Source organism: Tateyamaria sp. (genome assembly GCF_039945315.1).
Classification (GTDB): Bacteria; Pseudomonadota; Alphaproteobacteria; order Rhodobacterales; family Rhodobacteraceae; genus Tateyamaria.
The window spans coordinates 85,561-104,171 of sequence record NZ_JBDUXB010000026.1; the positions used below are offsets into that span (position 1 = coordinate 85,561).

Consider the following 18,611-nt stretch of genomic DNA (forward strand, 5'->3'; position numbering starts at 1 on the left):
TGAAATTACAGCATCTGCACGATACACGGCGCAAAGCTCAATGCGTAAACTGAGAGGAAACTAAACGCACAAAGGATATTCACATGACACAATTTGAAACCGCCAAAGCACTCTTTGACGCCTGCGAAACCGGAAAAGGATGGGAGGTCTGCCAAGACTGGTGTGCGACGGGCGCGACCTTCGCCTGCCAGGCGGACGCGCTTGCCGAGACCAAGACCCTCGCAGACTATTGCGAATGGATGAAGGGCTTGCTGACCCCCGTTCCCGACGGGCGTTACGTGCTGACTGCTTTCGCGATGGATGACGCTCGAAGCACCGCCGTTGCAGCAGCCGAGTTCCATGGCACGCAAACCGGACCGGGCGGGCCAGTGGCGCCAACCGGAAAAGCTGTGGTGTCTGACTACGCCTACGTCATCCGATTTGACGGTGACAAGATCGTCCATATGACCAAGATCTGGAACGATGTACCGGCGCTGCGCGGGCTTGGCTGGACATAATGCGCTGGAGAATCCTGACCTTGCTGTTTTTTGCCCGGGTCGGGATGGGATTACAGTTCCAGACTCTGGCTTCTGTGGGCGACGGTCTGATCGTCGCCTTCGGGTTGGACTACGCGAGTGTTGGCCTGTTGATTGGGCTGTTCATGGCGCCTGGGCTGATCCTTGCCCTTCCTGCCGGATACCTTGGACGGCTGATTTCTGATCGCGATATGGCAGTTCTGGGGCTTATGGCGCTGGCCGTGGGCGGGCTTGTCTCTGCGCTCGCAAGTGCAAGCATAGGTATCGGGGTTGGGCGTGTGATCGCTGGCATTGGATTTCTCATCATAAATCTTTATTTCACGAAGATGGTTGCCGACTGGTTCGACGGACGCGAGATCGCAACCGCGATGAGCATCCTTGTCATGTCGTGGCCCTTTGGCATCGCGATGGGGCAGGTCGGGCATGCCTGGCTGGCAGAGCTTTATGGCTGGCGGGTGCCGTTCCAAATCGCATCGGTTTATTGTCTGCTTGCAGCGTCAGCCGTCTTTTTCTTCTATCGAACGCGTAGCGACCTGCCGGCCGTAAAATCTGGCGGCGCGGACCGCCTGACCCAGCAAGAGTGGCTTTTGGTGTTCTTTGCGAGTGGGGCTTGGGGCGTCTTTAATGCGGCCTATGTGACGTACTTGTCGTTCGGACCAAAAGTTTTGCAGGACCTTGGACAGACGGCAATCGCGGCCGCGGGCGTCATAAGTGTCGGAAGTTGGCTGATGATCGGCTCTGGTGCGCTTTGTGGTCAGATCGTCGATCGGTTTGGCCACCGCAATCTGGTCCTCTCGGTGTGTATGACGGGGGCAGTGATTGCCCTTTGGCTGCTGAGCTTCCCAGGGGCGGGGCTAGTGGCTAGCCTGCTCTTTGGGCTGGTTGGGATGGCGCCCGCCGGTGTCATCATGGCACTTGCCGGACTTGCATTGCGACCAGAGGTCCGCGCTTTTGGCATGGGGGTCTTCTTTACGGTTTACTATGCCATCATGCTCGCCACGCCCCCTGCCGCCGGAGCGATCCTGGATGCAACGGGGCAACCTCGAGGTCCCATCTGGTTGGCCATGATCCTCTTTGCAAGCGTCGTTCCGCTCGCATTTGCATTCAAATACGTCAAAGCAGGCGCAGGCATGTTTGCTCCAAAAAAGAGCTCATCATGATCGTATGCCACTTCAATACCCGTCCCACTCGCAGCTCATTTTGTGTTTCGCTACCCGATGGCCAGCGACGCAGATCCTAGGTCGCCCTGACTGGTTCGAGGATGCAAATCCACGGTGCTCTCCATGTTTGTTCAAGCTCAGTTGTCATTGCCACCGTCGTGTATTCGCTCGTCAGTTTTGCGATTGATTGAAACGAGGAACGGGAAGTTGGCAAAAACTTGCCATTGCATTGGCCGGCATCCTTTCATTCCCAAGCGGATCGCCGTAATACGGCTTGGGATTTCACACAGGCAACGAAGTTTCTTGCAATACATCGCACGCAAAATGAGAATGGTTCGGGCGCGCCCGTCCACAATCACCCGAACGCTGGTTGCGCTCGCGCTATTTGGCTTTGTCTCTGCCTGCTCTCAGAACCTGAACCAGGACGTCATTGATCAGGAACGCCAAGCGTTTGCGCTGGTCGAAGTAAAGCAAAAGCAGGCCCGAGGACACAGGGTGTGGTGCGTGCCTTACGCACGAAACCTCAGCGGCATCAATATTCGCGGCAACGCCAAAGATTGGTGGGGCAGGGCGCACAACACCTATGAACGCGGCAACGAACCAGTTGTCGGCTCAGTAATGTCGTTCCGGGCGACCAGTGGGATGTCATTGGGCCATGTAGCTGTCGTGGCCGAGGTTGTCACCGACCGGCAGGTCGTCGTGAACCATGCCAATTGGAACCGGAACCAGGTGTCCTTGGAAATGGGTGTCGTCGACATTTCAAAGAACAACGACTGGACGCTCGTCCGGGTAGAAAGCCGGCCCGGTCAGTATGGCAGGCCCTATCCAGTGAACGGGTTTATCTATCCGAAAGATGACTAATAGTTAAACAACGTGCCTTAGACCTTGCCGCAATCAGACGTAATGCGGCTCAGTCGGAACTCGCGACCGTGGCAAGGCGAAGACTGTAGCTGTTCGCGCAGGTAGCAGACTTGCCGCTTGGTCCGCATAGCGGTCCTTCATGCAGGCCGCAGTAAGTGACTGCTTCAAGCCCAGAGCAGACATTCGCTCCGCCCACAGCGAGGTTCGATGAGGCTATGACCGAGTTGCGGGACAAAGCTGTCATACGCAGCGGGGCAGCACGTCCCGAATGAACAGATTGTTGAACGCCCCCCACCTTGAAGGATTCTGTGGCCTGCATCTGTTACAGTTTCAGTGTGATTGGTCGTGGAATACCAACTGCACCAAATACCACCTGCGGGGCGGCTTTTGACAGATGTGGCACTTGATTTGGGCAAAGGCCGAAGAGATTTCGGCGGCATCAAGATGGGTCTTCCGCAAACCAAGGAGTGAATAGAGACGCAATTGCATGGCTTGCCCCTCCTCGTCTGCTAGTGGCAGACTTGGGCACAACCAGTCCTTTTATGGCTGCGACCAGCGGCCAGATCGTTTTGGCACGCTTTGACGCTTGGAACTGACGCCTCAGAGAACGAGCAGGATGGAAAAGACACCTCATACGTCACGCAGACAGCAGCTTGGGATGCTCTGGTCCAGTCAAACGCCAGCCTTGCGTGGCATATTGCTGATGTGTCTGTCGACAGTGGCGTTTTCGATTATGCATGGTTTGGTGCGTTTTGTGTCCGAGATCTTGCCACCTTTCCAAATTGCATTCTTTAGAAACATCTTCGGGCTGGCATTTTTGTTGCCTTTGCTGATGCGGTCGCGCTTTGCCATGCTGCGCACAAAGCGGATCGGGCTTCATGCGTTGCGCGGCGTCGTTAACGTGGGCGCGATGCTCATGTTCTTCACGGCACTGTCGATTTCTCCGCTCGCCAAGGTCACGGCACTAAGTTTCACCGCGCCAATCTTCATGGCCATTCTGTCGGTGCTCATTCTGGGAGAGCGGTTTCGCTTCTATCGTTGGCTGGCCATCCTTTTCGGGTTTCTGGGGATGCTCATCATCCTGCGGCCCGGGCTGGTCGCCATCGACATTGGCGCGCTTCTGGTAACCGCCTCAGCAGCACTTTGGGCCGTGGCGATGGTCATTATCAAAATGCTGTCCCGGACCGAATCCAGCGTCACAATTGTCGCTTATATGGGGATTTTTCTGGGGCTCTTTTCCATCGGTCCGGCGGTGTGGGTTTGGCAGCCGTTCGGGCTGGAAACACTGGCTTGGATGGTGGTGATCGGGCTGTTCGGCTCCATCGCGCAAATGTCGCTCAGCCAGTCATTGAAGGAAACGGATCCAACCGCGCTGATGCCGTTCGATTTTCTGAAACTGGTGTGGACGGCATTGATTGGGGCGTGGTTCTTTGCCGAGGTCCCAGATATTTTCACGTGGATCGGAGCGGCGGTGATCTTCTCATGTGGCGTCTTCATCGCATTTCGTGAAAAGCGGGTCAGCGCATATGTGGAAGGCGACAGTGGATCGGCCGTCTAGAGGCAGGTCTTGTCGAGGCACGAATACAGCCATGCTCATTCTATCCGGGCCCACGGCACGGTATGCAGATTGCTACAGCAGCTATACGGGCCTAACATTTGACGATGTCAGACTTTTCATTGCTTTCCAGTTTGCCCCCTGATGTTGCCGACAGCTTGAAACGCGCAGCCGTCGCGCAAGAGCCGAAGGTCATCGCACAGCGGCGCGCCTTCCACGCCTCGCCCGAACTGGGCTGGCAAGAAGTGGAAACGACATCTGCAATTGTCGCCGATCTGACGCGAGCGGGTTACAATGTTGTGTCAGGCCCCGCCTTTCTTGGTGATACCGTCAGGATGGGCATGAGCGCCGATCCGATCCCCGGCGAAGGCGATACAGGGTGCGTCGCGCTTTTTGACAGTGGCAGACCCGGCCCAACGGTGTGCATGCGCGTGGACATTGACGCTCTGCCGATCACCGAAGCGGGCGGCAATCACGCCCCTTTCGCGCAAGGGTTTGCGTCGACAAGCCCCGGTGTGATGCATTCGTGTGGCCATGACGGGCATACCGCTATCGGGTTGGCAACGGCGCGCATGTTAAAACCCTATCTGGACACTGGCCGGGGACGGTTGAAAATTCTGTTCCAACCCGCCGAAGAAGGTGGGCGCGGGGGACGGGCTGTGGCCGATGCGGGATGGATGGATGATGTGGATCTGTTCTTTGCCATTCATCTGGGGCTAGGGGTGCCATCAGACAATGCGGCATTTGCGGTGCATGGGATTTTGGCCAACACCCGCTATGACGTGACGATGACGGGGCGCGCATCCCATGCTGGCAAAACACCGGAAGGCGGGCGCAACGCGCTGGTCGCAGCATGCCAGGCTGTCCTAGGTTTGCAAACGATGGCGCAATCGAGCCAGCCGGGCATCCGCGTGAACGTCGGGATGATGCAGGCCGGGACGGCAGTAAACATCGTGCCGGATGAAGCGCGGTTCACTTTTGAAATGCGGGCGCAAGAGACCGAGGATCTTCAATCGTTGGAAGCCCGCTGTTGTGCATTGGTTGAATCGATTGCGCAGGCGCATGGGGTCGAGTGCGAATTGTCCCAAGGCGGAGGGGCCGCGGGGCACTCCAACCCCGCCACGCTGGCAAGCTGGGCCGAAGCTGTGAACATTGCAACCGGCGCCTTTGCCAACCCCATGCAAGACTTCTTTTTCGGCGCAAGCGAGGATGCAGCGACGCTCGCGCGCCGGGTGCACCAAAGGGGCGGCACAGGTGGTATCTTCGTTCTGGGGGCTGATCTGGCAGACGATCATCACACCCCGAATTTTGATTTTGATGAGGGCGCGTTAATCAAGTCTGTGTTGCTATGCGCGGGGCTGATCGCAGCCGCCATGGAAGTACATCTCAATTGACCCCTGCGGCGGGGACGAAAGAGGAATAAGTGTGTACACGAACCCGTCTGGCGATTTGACAAGACGCGTCATTCGGCTTTGATGTCCTTATGACAAATCCACAGCGCCCCGCGAAACCGCCGTCCCAACCATATCATCCTGACCCCCGACGCTATGATCAAATGGTCTATCGCCGATGTGGTCAATCCGGGCTCAAGCTGCCCGCAATCAGCCTTGGGCTATGGCACAACTTCGGTGAAGATACCCCGCACCAGGTCAAACGCGATATGTGCGCAACGGCCTTTGATCTCGGTATCACTCACTTCGATCTGGCGAACAACTATGGTCCGCCCGCAGGCTCTGCGGAAGAAGCATTCGGTAAAATATTGGGTGCCGAATTTGCGGGCCACCGGGATGAACTGATCATATCGACAAAGGCAGGCTATGGAATGTGGCCCGGACCTTACGGCGAATGGGGGTCGCGAAAATACCTTATCGCCTCTTGCGATCAATCGCTCAAACGTCTGGGCCTAGATTATGTTGATATCTTCTACTCGCACCGTTTTGACCCCGATACCCCATTGGAAGAAACGATGGGCGCGCTGGATCATATCGTGCGCTCCGGGCGCGCGCTCTATGTTGGTATCTCAAGCTATAATTCCCAGCGCACGCGCGAAGCGCTTGCAATCCTGAATGACTTGGGCACGCCGTGCCTGATCCATCAGCCATCCTACAACCTGCTCAATCGTTGGGTGGAGCATGATGGGCTTTTGGATACATTGGATGAAATGGGAGTAGGCTCGATCGCGTTCACACCGCTCGCGCAGGGCATCCTGACCTCAAAATACCTGCACGGCATTCCCGAAGACAGCCGAGCAACCCAAGGTAAGTCCCTTTTAGAAGGGATGATCAACGAAAGGTCGCTGGCGAGTGTTCAGGCGCTGAACGAGATGGCCGAAGCACGCGGCCAAACCTTGGCTCAGATGGCGCTGGCATGGGTGCTGCGGGGCGAACGGGTGACGACGGCACTCATCGGAGCGTCCAGACCCGAGCAAATCGTGGATTGTGCAGGGGCCGTTGCCAATCTGGACTTCACCAAAGCAGAGCTGGCCCGGATCGACGAAATCAGTTCAGAAGAAGCAATCAATCTGTGGGCGCGATCCTCGGAAACCGATTGATTTAAGCCACAGCTGAACACGTGTTTGGCGAGCCAAGGGAGACCCCAAGCCAGAGACATCTACCGTGCATTCGGGCCGGTATGAACCGAGCACTGAGGCGGCTAGCGGCGATACAGCACCGTCGCGCGCGACGGAGCCCCGAACCGTGTTCGGATGAACATGCCGCACACCCTTCTATTCCAGATTGAGGCTGCTAACATAAGCTTGGATGCGCGCCTTTATCGAGGAGGAAGTGACGGAGTTCACCAATGTCTCCAAGTCTGTCGAACGCGTGTCCACGCGCTGCCGCGCAGACATGTTGGCATAGGTCATCGCATCAAACATGCGCACGTGTGTCATCCGCTGTTCGATCCATGTCTCCCACTCAACGTCTTCGACGATCGCCGTCAGAAACCCCGTTTCCAAGGCTTCTTCTGCGCCAAATGGCTTGGGTCTTTGCACCAGCTGACGGGCGTGATCTGCGCCAACAAGCGCCGCAAGGCGACCTGTCCCAAGCACTAAGCCAAAGAAGGCGCCGGGCATTCTGAAGCGTGCAGAAGCGGTGCCAATACGTGATTGGCAAGCCGCGACCAAATCTGCGGCCGCTCCGTAGCAGGGGCCATGGACGCAAGCGATCGTTGCGAACGGCGCGTGTGCAACAGATTGCAACAGCTGCTCTACCCGCACAAATCGGTAGAGAAGATCACCGTCACTTTCGTCATCCAGTGCGCTCAGGTCAAAACCACCCGAAAATCCCCGTCCGTCGCCCCGAAAAATGACAGCGCGCGCTTCGACATCAGCGGCCATTTGTACGGCGCCATGCAAACCTTCGACCAGTTCGGCATTGAATGCGTTAAGTTTGTCGGGGCGGCTTAGAGTGACATACAAGCAATCGCCAACCCGTTTCGAAATGACAGCGCCCGTCACCGTAAACCCTCTGCCGAAAGCCAATCTGCCACGACGTCTTCATTGTGTGCACCAAGCTTGGGGGGATCACGGAATATCTCAAAATCGTAACCGGTCATTTGAATTGGAAAGGCTGTTGTCCGCGTTTTCTGCCCATTGGGCAGCGTGACCGAGCGCACCAAATTCATGTGTTTGACTTGCTCCCCCTCAAAGACCTCTGGGTATGTATTAATCGGCGAACAGGGGACACCGCGTTTGTCCATTTCCGTCAACCAATACTCTGCCGTTTGTTTCTCAAATTCAGGTTGCAACAGATCGAACAATCCATCCTGATTTTCTGCGCGCAAAAGCTGTGTCGCAAAGCGCGGATCTTCTATCAGGTGTGACAGGCCAACCGCATGGGCCACTTGTTCCCATAGCTTGTCATTGCCTGCGGCAATGATAAACGGCACGTCACTGCCTTGGAACGCACGATAAGGTGCATTGCGTGGGTGCGCCGAGCCAAGAGCTTCTGGGGCTTCGCCGGTTCCAAAGTACTGTGAGGTTTGCAATGCTGCGACACCAAGAAGACTGCCAAGCATCGAACAATCGATGTGCCCACCTTGTCCGGTTTCACGTGCCTGCATGAGTTTTGCTAAAATGGTGTAACCAGCATAAAGCCCCGAGCAAAAATCGCCTACGGGCACACCTGCCTTGACGGGAACACCACCTTTTTCGCCAGTAACACTCATCAACCCGCTCATTCCTTGAACGGTGACATCAAATGCCCCCTTCTTGTGATACGGCCCCGTTTGCCCATATCCAGAGATTGAGCAATAGACCAAAGCGCTATTGTTGGCGCTCAATGCGCCGTATCCTAATCCCAAACGGTCAAGCACGCCGGGGCGATAGTTCTCAACTATAACGTCACATTCAGCGGCAAGGCGTTTCAGCCAGGCAAGATCTTCTGGATCTTTGAGATTTGCTGTGATCGATCGCTTGTTACGATTGAGGGATGCAAAATTCTCTGAATACAAATCACCTGCGCCATTGTCGGTCAGCGGCGGCCAAGATCGCATGCCGTCGCCGCCATCTGGACGCTCAACCTTAACGACATCCGCACCCAAATCGGCCAGCAACGACCCCGCGAAAGGACCAGCAGCGATTTGGCCAAACTCCAATACGCGCACCCCAGCCAACGGCGGTTTTATTTGCAACTCAGCCATCTAATCCTCCCACACGTCTGGCAACGTAGGTACGCTCTGTCTTGGTGGTCAAGTCAAACCGGGCAAACAAAAAATTTTCTGACATTGAGCCTTAAACGTCCGCTCGGCCCGCGCTCCACACATCTGGGTTACTTCCAATATTGCGCTTGCAACGATGCAGCATTGCCGAAAGGCGGTTAATGGCCGGCGTTGCTTCACCAATGGAAGACCCAGGTTCTGATCGTGGTGAATTAAGTTGGAGCACGTTTTGTCCGCATCGCGGCCATTGGTGTGAGTTGTGGCGAATGGCAGCTTCGTCTGCGTGGCAGACATCGGCGCGGGTGCTGACTAAGATCGGCATTGAACCCTTTGAAGATGCTCATTGTGGTCGCAGCGGACAATTGCTCTGATCCCAAGGCAGTCGTCGGCATCAAACGGAAATTTTGAAGTTCCGCGCCCCCTGAAATTGGTTATCAGGGGGCGGGGCGGCAGCTCAACCAGACGAGAAACGCAACGTAAGCGAACACACTAACATTCAAAATTGAGTCGATAAGATCACCTGTCATTCTCGCTCCTCTCGTCTCAATGACCGAAACAAACACACGACAAGCACAGGAACAATGAAAACGAAAGCGATGGCCGACAGAGCTATGATCGATCGCACCATGGCTATGTCTCCTACCAGCACCATTGCCAATCCGAGAGCCCCGAGTATGCCACCCCAGACGGTACGAATATTGGGTGATGGGTTCTCATTGCCGCCCGTGCCGATCATTGCGAGTGTGAACCCTGCGCTCACGACGCTCGTAACCACAAACAAGAATGCGGCAACAATCGTCGCAGTATGCGTGATGCCACTTAGTGGGAAGCGATCGAGCAATGCAAAGGTCGTTGCATCCAGGTTTTCGTTGTTGATTGTCGACAATGCGCCTTCCTGTCTGAGCGCATCAAAAATGCCTAACCCCCCGAACACCCCGAACCACACAATGGAAAACAGCGTTGGCGCGATGATCACACCGATGAGAAACTCTCGAATTGTGCGTCCACGGGAAATCCGCGCGATGAAAATGCCGACAAAGGGTGACCACGCCAACCACCAGATCATGTAGTTCAGCGTCCAGGACTGGAACCAGTCTACGATGCCCTGATCAAAGAATTCGGCCGTTGAGAAGCCAGCCGGAAGAGCCCCAAAAGTATACCGGCCTAAACCCGAAACGATGCTGTTCATCAAGTACGATGTGGGTCCCAAAAGCAGGAGATAGACTAGCAATCCAATCGCAATCATCATGGCCGCGTTGGACAACTTGGCCATCCCATCACCCAATTCGCGTCTGAGTGGGATGACAAATGCGATGCACATTACAACGAACACTGGAATAGTCAGAATGGCAGGGTCGGAGACCCCAATCAACCCAGCAAGCCCCGTTTGGACCTGGAATACGCCCATGGCCAGCGATCCAGCCAAGCCTACAGCAATGGCAACAATCGAAAGCAAATCAAAAATCCACGCCAGTATGCGGACCCACCAGACGGTGCCGAGCGCCTCGGTAAGGGGAGCGCTGAGCAAAAGACTGCCTCCACGACGGTAGGCAAAATAGGCAATGATAAGACCAACAACCCCGTAGATGGCCCATGCATGCAGGCCCCAGTTCAGGTAAGTAACAAAAAGCCCATATTCGGCAGCCTTCGGATCTCCGGTATATTTGCGAATTTCTTCGAAATGAGTCAGCGGTTCGGCGGCACCGTAAAACAAAAGGCCGACTCCCATGCCCGCCGCAAATAACATGGCAATCCAAGCCGGGGTCGAAAATTCGGGTTCAGCCGTATCCGGCCCGAGGCGAATGTCACCGTACCGTGAAAATGCAAGATAAAGCGCCACAAAGAGCAGACCGCTCGCTTCAAGCATTATGAACCAACCGCGACTGTCAAATTGCTTGGCGACCGCCGACGCAGCAAGACTGCCTAACCCCTGTGGGTCAATAATGCCCCAAATAGCGATCGTGGCGCTGATTGAGAGAGCAACAATCAAGAGAGCGCTCGGGGATTTTCCGTCCATTGTCAAAACTTTCCTAGCTTAACGAACAGGCCATAAGCGCGATGGGTATGAGCCTTCGGGTTCTAAGGACGCACGTACAATCCGTTCGTCCCAAAGTATTTGTTCGTTGAACGGCCGTCTACGGACGAAGGTGTCCAAAGCCACAATTTTCGAGAGCTTCGTCGTTCGTCGTCTTCGTTTAACTAGCAGCCTTAGAAGTAAACGACACCGAGTTTTGGATTTGAAGCGATTGAGACCGTCGAAATGCTCGGTTCAACCGCAAAATTATGCAACTGACCTGTAGCAATTCGTGCAGGGATAAGAGGTCAGGTGGTCCTTCCGAAATTTTCGTTTGTGGGGGTCTTATTTCCAAAACCTCAGTTTTCTTTCACACAAATTTTCAGCGTAGTTCTGTGCTCCGCCTCCCATGCTCGAAGCGGCGTCCTTAGTGTAGTAGCTGACGCAAATATCGTATGGCGAGGATATTGAAAGCAGCCATACACCTAAGAAAACCATGCCAGCAACCAGTATAGCTGCTGTCCAAATACGTCTGTTTCGCACTTGAATGCTCCAAGGTTGTGACATGTGACCAAGCTGGCCTGATCGCTAAATTCGCAGGTTCGGCGATGGAATGCTACTGAAATGACATGTGAAACGAGGCGTCAGTAACGCCATCCCGCATGTCGTTGAGCAGACGCGCTCCGCAAGGGATGGAGGTATGACAATTGATGACCTGATCCACAGCGTAAAGCTTCCACCGGAGTTGGCCGAAACGCCCGACGTGCGCAATAACTACGGCCGCGTCTATTTTGAAGCCCCTGCGAATTTCCTTTGGACGTTGGGCTGTTTTAAAGGAATTTCCACGTCACTTGATCCGATGGAGCCAAGGCACAAGGCAGCCCCGTTCATCGACCTTGTAGGAGGCGTAGATGCTGCACTTGTGGCGATTACCAGGGGCCGTGCGAACGGTGACTTTAAACGGGTGTTGCAATTGATGGACCGCCTTTTGAATGCCGAGGAGGACGTCGCGGGCAATTCCCTGTTGAAAACAGAGATACTGAAAGACTGTGCGGTCGTTCATTTTATTTCCCAACGCGGAACGACTACCTTCTGTGCCCAAAAAACTGGAACAGGCGGATTAGGCCACCCGAACAAGAGGGATTGTCAAACGACGTTGGCCTGACTTACTCAGATTGGGATCAATCAGCCGGGGTAAACGAATGAAACAGCGCAAACTTGGGCAGGATGGGCCGCTCGTCAGTTCAGTTGGCTATGGCGCGATGTCTTTTACAGACTTCTACGGTCCGGCGGTGGATGCGGAATCTCTGAAAGTTCTGGACGCATGCGTCGAGATGGGGATCACCCATATCGACACCTCAAACGTCTATGGCATGGGACGATCTGAAAACGTCATCGGCGAATGGTTGCGGGCACGGGGGGGAAATAACCCATTTACCATAGCCACCAAAGTAGGGATCACAAGGGATCCCGAACACCGCTTCAATAACGCGCCAGACCATTTAACCCAGTCGCTTGACGAGAGCCTTAAGCGGCTCGGGGTTGAGGTGATCGACCTCTACTATGTCCATCGGCGCGACACTCGGCACGAGATCGAGGAGGTGACCGAAACGATGGCTAGCTTTGTCAAAGCGGGCAAGGTCAAAGCCATCGGCTTTTCTGAAATCGCCCCTTCGTCTCTGCGCCGCGCCCATGCAGTTCATCCCATCGCGGCGGTGCAGTCTGAATACTCGTTGTCCACCCGTTCGCCAGAAATGGGCCTTGTCCAGGCTTGCGCCGAGATTGGCGCTACGTTGATGGCATTTTCCCCTGTTGGCCGCGCTTTGCTGACAGATCGTCCACATCGCGCCGAGCAGATCGAGATAATGCCGTTCTTGCAGGGTAACCCACGTTTCATGGAGCCGAACCTGAGTGCGAACCTTGCGTACAATGCGAAGTTCAGGGCCCTTGCCGCAGATATGGGTATGCCTGCGGCCTCTTTGGCGATCGCCTGGGTCCTACATCAAGGCGAACAGGTCATGGCCATTCCCGGCACCCGGAAACTGGAACATCTGAAAGAGCTGGTACAGGGTGGCGAAATCAACCTGAGCGCAGAGGACGTCGCACGGATCGAGACTGTTCTGCCCATCGGTTGGGCGCATGGCGACCGGTACTCTGTTGGGCAATGGGCTGGACCTGAACGGTATTGCTGATCTCAGATGCCTGACAGTCCGTTGTAGACAAATCGCAACGCCACAACTGAAACCAGTATCCGAAACAATCGTCTGAACGGCGTTTCGGAGACGTGATACGTACCCCGTTTACCCAGCCATGTGCCAAAAAACCGGGCGATGGTCGCTCCGATGATGTTGGGCATATAATCGGCATAGTCAATGCCGAAGCCCTTGTATCCAATCACCTTGAGCACATCGAGCGATAGCATCGCGGCGGCCAAGGTGTCGGTCAATTGCATCTTTAGCGGATCGATACGCATCAGCAGCAGTTGCAGCACACCCCCGACGCCCAAAACAGATTCCAGATAGCTGTGAACGATCCCGATACGAACAAAGGGTCATTTGATGGGCGAGGAGGGAATACGGCTTGTAGGAGCACGACTATTGGTGCTTTGCAAATGCGCGGCGAAATCGTAGCCAGGAACGGGGAATGCCCGTAGGCATCCCGCCTACATGACGAGGTAAGTCAATGAAAGTATTTGGGAATTTTGGCTCCGGCGGTAGGGATCGAACCTACGACCAATTGATTAACAGTCAACTGCTCTACCGCTGAGCTACGCCGGAACGGTTCGCGCCGTATAGCAAGGCCGATTTGGCCCGTCCAGAGGCTTTTCCAGCCCGCACAGCAAAAAGTTTAAGATGGCGGGATACGCTCGAATCGGGCGTTGCCGGTCAACGGGTCCAGCGGGCGCACCTTGGATTTTCCTGTGAGGTCAATGAGATGTGCAAGCACATTGCGGGTTGCCGCAGCCAGCAGTGCCGCCGGTGTATCCGCGTAAACTGTGTAGGCGATTTCATCAGCACGGGCAGGGCCCGGTTCCAAAGCAGACAGAATTGCCGCCTCTCGACCCATGCGGTGTGCAATGAGCCAGTCAAGCCGCGCGTTCGGGTCTGTGATCGGCGCACCATGCCCCGGGTAGAACACCCGCCAGGAATGGCGTGCAAGTTGCGCACAGGAGGCCATGAAATCCGTCAAATCTCCATCCGGTGGCGAGACAAGAGAACTGGCCCAACCCATTACATGATCCCCTGTAAGACAGGCGTCCTTCCATGCCAGTGAGATGTGGTTGCCCAGATGGCCGGGGGTGTGGATAACATCAAGCGTCCAGCCGTCGCCACCGATCTCATCCCCATCTGAAAGAATAGTGTCAGGGGCGAAGGCATGATCAATGCCTTCACTGCCACCTGACATCCCGGCCTTCACGAAGGCATCCATGGCCTCACTGCGCCCGGCCTCGGCCCCGCCAAAGGCGAGGATTGGTGCACCAGTGGCCTGCGCCAAAGGGCGGGCGAGGGGGGAATGATCAAGGTGGCTGTGGGTGACGATAATGTGAGTGATCCTCTCTGCTGGTTCGACAGCGCTGAGGATCGCCTTAAGATGTGGCAGACTGTCGGGACCGGGATCGACGACCGCTAGCCCCGTGGTGCCCAAAAGGTAAGTGTTCGTGCCGCGAAAGGTCATGGGAGAAGGGTTGGGAGCTACGATCCGTCGCAAACCCGGTTCTATGGGCACAGGCACACCAATTGGGGGATCAAAGTCGTTCATCTGCACAGCATGTCTTGCCTTGTTCCTTTAAGTCACTGTCCGCACCGGATAGAATAACTGCATGTCGTTCCAATGGCTCACAAATTACTTGCCCCGGGGCATTTATGCCCGTGCTGCGCTGATCATGGTGCTGCCAGTTGTTTTTGTGCAAGCTGTTGTGTCCTTCGTTTTTGTAAAGGAACACTACGAGGATGTCACAAGACAGATGACGATCACGGCTTCGCGAGAAGTGCGGTTGGTCCTGTCGGTGTTCGCGAACGCAGACGAAGCCACCGATATAGCAACCGAAGCTGCGCCTATCATAGGCCCCTTGGCGATGTCGCTCCGACGGGCAGAAGTGGGTGCCGCAGAAGAGACCGACCAAAAGTACTGGTATGACTTTACCGGCATTACCATAACGGAATGGCTACATATTCAGGTGCCTGAAGTCACTGCGGTCGATCTGTCAAATGACCGTGTGGTCCGGTTGATCCTTGACACTGAGGCAGGTTGGATCGAGTTGCTGTTTGATCGGCGTCGCGTATCGGCGTCCGCCCCCCACCAATTGCTGGTCAACATGGTCTTTTTTGGGGTGCTGATCACCATTGTCGCCTTTATTTACATGCGCAATCAACTGCGTCCGATCAAGCGGCTCGCCAATGCGGCCGAGGCCTTTGGGCGCGGAAACGTGATCCCCTATACACCTTCGGGTGCTACGGAAGTCAGGGCTGCAGGTACTGCCTTCGTTGATATGCGTACGCGGATTGAACGTCAGATTGAAACCCGGACCCTCATGTTGTCAGGTGTCAGCCATGATCTGCGTACACCGTTAACGAGGATGCGACTCGCGCTTTCTATGCTGGACGATGAAGATCGCATTCCACTTGAGCGTGACGTAGATGACATGCAGGGCATGATTGATGCGTTTCTCAGTTTTGCGAAAGGTGAAAGTGAGGCCGAGCCGGAAGACACTGATCCGATTGCACTGGCGGCTGGACTAGTGGCCAACGCACAGCGCGGCGGCCAACCCGTTACCATGGGAGAGATTGAGGGGACAGGGACCGTCACATTGCGTGTCGCAGCAATGAAACGAGCACTGGACAATCTGATCGCTAATGCTGTGCGATATGGACAGCGGGCTGAGGTGTCCGTCCGCCTGAGCGAAACTTCCTTGCGGTTTCGCGTCGAAGATGAAGGCCAGGGTATTCCCGAAGATATGCGTGCAGACGCGCAACGCCCCTTTGTGCGTCTGGACCAGTCTCGCAATCAGGATCGTGGTTCTGGCGTGGGGCTGGGACTGGCCATCGCCACGGATATCGCGCGCGCCCATGGAGGTGTGCTGCGTCTGGGGCGCAGTGAAACCTTGGGCGGTTTGCGCGCAGACATCGTGATCGCGCGCTGAGACGCTTGTTCCGCCACGGCACGCTTGCCTTGGGTTCGGTGCGGGCCCTAACCAAGAGCATACCCGGTTTCCAAGAGGCACGCAGATGACCCCTTATGACATGATCAAGGCGCACATGACCCAAGCCATCCCCTTTGCCGCGCATGTCGGCATTGAGCTGATTGAAATTGGGGACGGGACCGCGACAGCCGCATTGGATCAGCGCCGCGAGACGTCAAACCATATCCAGACTCAACATGCAGGTGCGATGTTCACGTTGGGCGAGGCTGCGTCGGGGGCCGCGTTGGGTGGGGCGCTGGCACCAGTGTTGCTGGACGTGCGACTGGTCGCGTCCGGTGCGCAGATTTCCTACGTCAAGATAGCGAAAGGGCGCCTGACAGCTACCGCAAAAACCAGCGCACCAGGAGCAGAGTTGTTGGCGACGTTACAGGATGTGGGCAAGGTCACGTTTTCCGTCGACGTAGATATCCATGATGAGGCGGGCGATACAGTTGTGACCATGCATGTCGACTGGCATGTGAAAACTGGCGGGCAACCCAAATCATGACAGCGACTATGATGGAGAATTTGGCCTTCAGTGTCGTTGCAGTCGTTGTTCTCATCATTTGGTTCTGGTTGTTCATCCTGGTGCCCGTCCAGATGGCAAATAAGCGTCGACGCAATCCATGGTTTTGGGGTTCTGGTCAGTAGCCTTCTTACGCCTCTGGTCGCAATCCCTTTGCTTTTGCTGTTGGGTCACAAGCCGATGCGGCACCAAGATTTCGCAAGCAGCCGAAACGATAGAATTTAGAAAAGCGTCTCTTACGATTCTACTGAGGCGGTTGGTAGGCCCGGCAGGACTTGAACCCGCAACCAAAGCGTTATGAGCGCTCTGCTCTAACCAATTGAGCTACAGGCCCGCCATGGGTGCTTGGCTAGCCAGCCAATCGCCAAAGGTCAAGCAGTTGAAAAGGTCGCCGCGAGGCCCAAGCCCATTTACCCCGCGAGACACCCTTGGTAGGGGAGGCAAAACTGCCAGTACCGGAGCCTGCAATGACCGATCCCAAGAAAAACGGAATGACCTATGCCCAAGCGGGTGTGGACATTGATGCGGGAAACGCGCTGGTCGAACAGATCAAGCCTGCGGCAGCAGCAACCAAGCGACCCGGTGTTGCTTCGGGGCTGGGCGGATTCGGGGGGCTCTTTGATCTAAAGGCGGCAGGGTTCACCGACCCTGTTCTGGTCGCAGCAACGGACGGCGTCGGGACCAAGCTGCGCATTGCCATTGATACGGGCAACGTGGACGGCGTGGGCGTCGATTTGGTGGCGATGTGCGTGAACGATCTGGTTTGCCAGGGTGCAGAACCGTTGTTTTTTCTCGACTATTTCGCCACTGGAAAACTTGAACTGAATCAGGCCGCGCGGATCATTGAAGGGATTGCCAAAGGCTGTGCCGAATCCGGGTGCGCTCTGATCGGTGGAGAAACGGCTGAAATGCCGGGGATGTATCCGGAAGGTGACTTTGATCTGGCAGGCTTTGCCGTGGGCGCGATGGAGCGTGGCTCGGCGCTGCCTGCGGGGGTCACCGAGGGCGACGTTCTGCTGGGCCTTGCCTCAGACGGGGTGCATTCGAACGGTTACTCATTGGTGCGCCGGATTGTCGAAGCCTCGGGTCTTGCGTGGAATGATGCCTGTCCTTGGAGTGAGGGCACTTTGGGTGCGGCACTTCTGACACCTACGCGGCTTTACGTGAGTGCCGCCTTGGCCGCGATCAAAGCGGGTGGAGTACATGGATTTGCCCACATCACTGGGGGTGGTTTGACTGAGAACTTGCCTCGTGTCCTGCCAGACGGTCTGGGCGCACAAGTAGATCTGGATGCATGGGACTTGCCGCCCGTGTTCAAATGGCTAGCCCAAGGCGGCGGCATGGAAGCCGCAGAAATGCTCAAGACCTTTAATGCTGGTATCGGGATGATTGTTGTGGTCGCACCGGAGGCTGCCACTGACGTGACAAGGGCTCTGAGCGATGCAGGCCAAACCGTCGTCCCACTCGGGTCGATCACAGCGGGGCAGGGCGTCTCTTACACGGGTGCGCTTTGGTGAAAAAACGGGTCGGGATCTTTGTCTCGGGCGGCGGGTCGAATATGCGCGCGCTGGTCGAGGATATGGTCGACGATCACCCGGCGCGCCCAGCGGTGGTCGTGTCCAATAATGAAACTGCCGGCGGGATTGCGTGGGCGCGGTCGCAAAGCATTGCCACTGAAGTCATCGACCACCGGCCATTCGGCGAAGACCGCGCCGCATTTGAATCCGCGATCAACAGTGCACTCGCGCCGTACGCCTTGGACATCATCTGTCTTGCGGGGTTCATGCGCGTGCTGACGGCTGGGTTCGTGACCCCGTGGCAGGGCCGGATGCTGAATATTCACCCGTCTTTGCTGCCCAAGTACAAGGGGCTTCATACCCATGCCCGTGCGCTGGAAGCCGGCGATACAGACCACGGCTGTAGCGTGCATCTGGTCACACCTGTGCTGGATGACGGACCCATCCTCGGGCAAGCGCGGATCCCAGTCGACCCTGAAGACACCCCTGACAGTCTTGCGGCCCGGGTGCTGGCAAAGGAACACATCCTTTATCCAGCCGTTTTGCGCCGCTTTGCTGCCGGAGATACGACGCCCATCACGCTCTAGCAACCCTTTTGGCTTTGCTATAGCTTCATTCAAACCAG

At 56.0% G+C, this 18,611-nt stretch carries 17 protein-coding genes and 2 tRNA genes; 12 read left to right on the forward strand and 7 right to left on the reverse strand.

Annotated elements, in window-relative coordinates; genetic code table 11:
* Positions 1–83: 83 nt before the first annotated feature.
* From ABJD00_RS07110 to mgrA, 6 genes are all read left to right on the forward strand, one after another.
* A complete protein-coding gene (locus ABJD00_RS07110; RefSeq protein WP_413831430.1) occupies positions 84–497 on the forward strand; it encodes an ester cyclase in 414 nt (137 codons plus the stop codon).
* Complete coding sequence (locus ABJD00_RS07115; protein WP_413831432.1) at positions 497–1,675, forward strand: CynX/NimT family MFS transporter; 1,179 nt, start codon at positions 497–499, stop codon at positions 1,673–1,675. The genes ABJD00_RS07110 and ABJD00_RS07115 overlap by 1 nt, the downstream gene beginning before the upstream one ends.
* A gap of 330 nt (positions 1,676–2,005) precedes the next feature.
* Positions 2,006–2,536 carry a CHAP domain-containing protein gene (locus ABJD00_RS07120; protein ID WP_413831434.1) on the forward strand — a complete coding sequence of 177 codons (531 nt, stop codon included), beginning with the start codon at positions 2,006–2,008 and terminating at the stop codon, positions 2,534–2,536.
* 658 nt (positions 2,537–3,194) lie between these two features.
* A complete protein-coding gene (locus tag ABJD00_RS07125) occupies positions 3,195–4,094 on the forward strand; it encodes a DMT family transporter (protein WP_413853722.1) in 900 nt (299 codons plus the stop codon).
* A gap of 104 nt (positions 4,095–4,198) precedes the next feature.
* On the forward strand, positions 4,199–5,485 hold the full coding sequence (locus ABJD00_RS07130) for an amidohydrolase (RefSeq protein ID WP_413831438.1): 1,287 nt from the start codon (positions 4,199–4,201) through the stop codon (positions 5,483–5,485).
* Positions 5,486–5,574: 89 nt separating this feature from the next.
* Entirely contained in the window at positions 5,575–6,642 is a 1,068-nt protein-coding gene (gene mgrA / locus ABJD00_RS07135; protein ID WP_348420243.1) for an L-glyceraldehyde 3-phosphate reductase, read from the forward strand.
* Between the two features lie 174 nt (positions 6,643–6,816).
* Here mgrA and ABJD00_RS07140 read toward each other — a convergent pair whose 3' ends face one another.
* From ABJD00_RS07140 to ABJD00_RS07150, 3 genes are all read right to left on the reverse strand, one after another.
* Positions 6,817–7,548, reverse strand: a complete 732-nt coding sequence (locus tag ABJD00_RS07140; RefSeq protein WP_348420242.1) for an enoyl-CoA hydratase/isomerase family protein — start codon at positions 7,546–7,548, stop codon at positions 6,817–6,819.
* Entirely contained in the window at positions 7,545–8,732 is a 1,188-nt protein-coding gene (locus tag ABJD00_RS07145; protein WP_413831441.1) for a CaiB/BaiF CoA transferase family protein, read from the reverse strand. The genes ABJD00_RS07140 and ABJD00_RS07145 overlap by 4 nt, the downstream gene beginning before the upstream one ends.
* Positions 8,733–9,273: 541 nt before the next feature.
* Positions 9,274–10,767: a BCCT family transporter gene (locus ABJD00_RS07150; RefSeq protein WP_413831443.1), complete on the reverse strand. Its 1,494-nt coding sequence runs from the start codon at positions 10,765–10,767 to the stop codon at positions 9,274–9,276.
* Positions 10,768–11,464: 697 nt separating this feature from the next.
* Between ABJD00_RS07150 and ABJD00_RS07155 the strand changes: the two genes are divergently transcribed.
* Positions 11,465–11,929 (forward strand): alkyl sulfatase dimerization domain-containing protein, encoded by a 465-nt coding sequence (locus ABJD00_RS07155; protein WP_413831445.1) that lies wholly within the window; start codon positions 11,465–11,467, stop codon positions 11,927–11,929.
* 37 nt (positions 11,930–11,966) lie between these two features.
* Positions 11,967–12,956 (forward strand): aldo/keto reductase, encoded by a 990-nt coding sequence (locus ABJD00_RS07160; RefSeq protein ID WP_413831447.1) that lies wholly within the window; start codon positions 11,967–11,969, stop codon positions 12,954–12,956.
* Between the two features lie 2 nt (positions 12,957–12,958).
* Here ABJD00_RS07160 and ABJD00_RS07165 read toward each other — a convergent pair whose 3' ends face one another.
* From ABJD00_RS07165 to ABJD00_RS07175, 3 genes are all read right to left on the reverse strand, one after another.
* Positions 12,959–13,303 (reverse strand): hypothetical protein, encoded by a 345-nt coding sequence (locus ABJD00_RS07165; RefSeq protein WP_413831587.1) that lies wholly within the window; start codon positions 13,301–13,303, stop codon positions 12,959–12,961.
* 163 nt (positions 13,304–13,466) lie between these two features.
* A tRNA-Asn gene (locus tag ABJD00_RS07170) sits at positions 13,467–13,541 on the reverse strand.
* A gap of 70 nt (positions 13,542–13,611) precedes the next feature.
* A complete protein-coding gene (locus ABJD00_RS07175; RefSeq protein WP_413831449.1) occupies positions 13,612–14,523 on the reverse strand; it encodes an MBL fold metallo-hydrolase in 912 nt (303 codons plus the stop codon).
* 61 nt (positions 14,524–14,584) lie between these two features.
* Here ABJD00_RS07175 and ABJD00_RS07180 point away from each other — a divergent pair, with 61 nt between their 5' ends.
* Positions 14,585–15,904 (forward strand): ATP-binding protein, encoded by a 1,320-nt coding sequence (locus ABJD00_RS07180; RefSeq protein ID WP_413831451.1) that lies wholly within the window; start codon positions 14,585–14,587, stop codon positions 15,902–15,904.
* Positions 15,905–15,989: 85 nt separating this feature from the next.
* Positions 15,990–16,451, forward strand: a complete 462-nt coding sequence (locus ABJD00_RS07185; RefSeq protein WP_413831453.1) for a YiiD C-terminal domain-containing protein — start codon at positions 15,990–15,992, stop codon at positions 16,449–16,451.
* Positions 16,452–16,726: 275 nt separating this feature from the next.
* Here ABJD00_RS07185 and ABJD00_RS07190 read toward each other — a convergent pair.
* Positions 16,727–16,803: transfer RNA gene (locus ABJD00_RS07190), tRNA-Ile, on the reverse strand.
* A gap of 133 nt (positions 16,804–16,936) precedes the next feature.
* Between ABJD00_RS07190 and purM the strand changes: the two genes are divergently transcribed.
* Both purM and purN read left to right on the forward strand, forming a co-directional pair.
* Positions 16,937–17,986 (forward strand): phosphoribosylformylglycinamidine cyclo-ligase, encoded by a 1,050-nt coding sequence (gene purM / locus ABJD00_RS07195; RefSeq protein ID WP_413831455.1) that lies wholly within the window; start codon positions 16,937–16,939, stop codon positions 17,984–17,986.
* Positions 17,983–18,573, forward strand: a complete 591-nt coding sequence (gene purN / locus ABJD00_RS07200; protein WP_413831457.1) for a phosphoribosylglycinamide formyltransferase — start codon at positions 17,983–17,985, stop codon at positions 18,571–18,573. Before purM ends, purN begins: the two co-directional genes overlap by 4 nt.
* Positions 18,574–18,611: the final 38 nt, after the last annotated feature.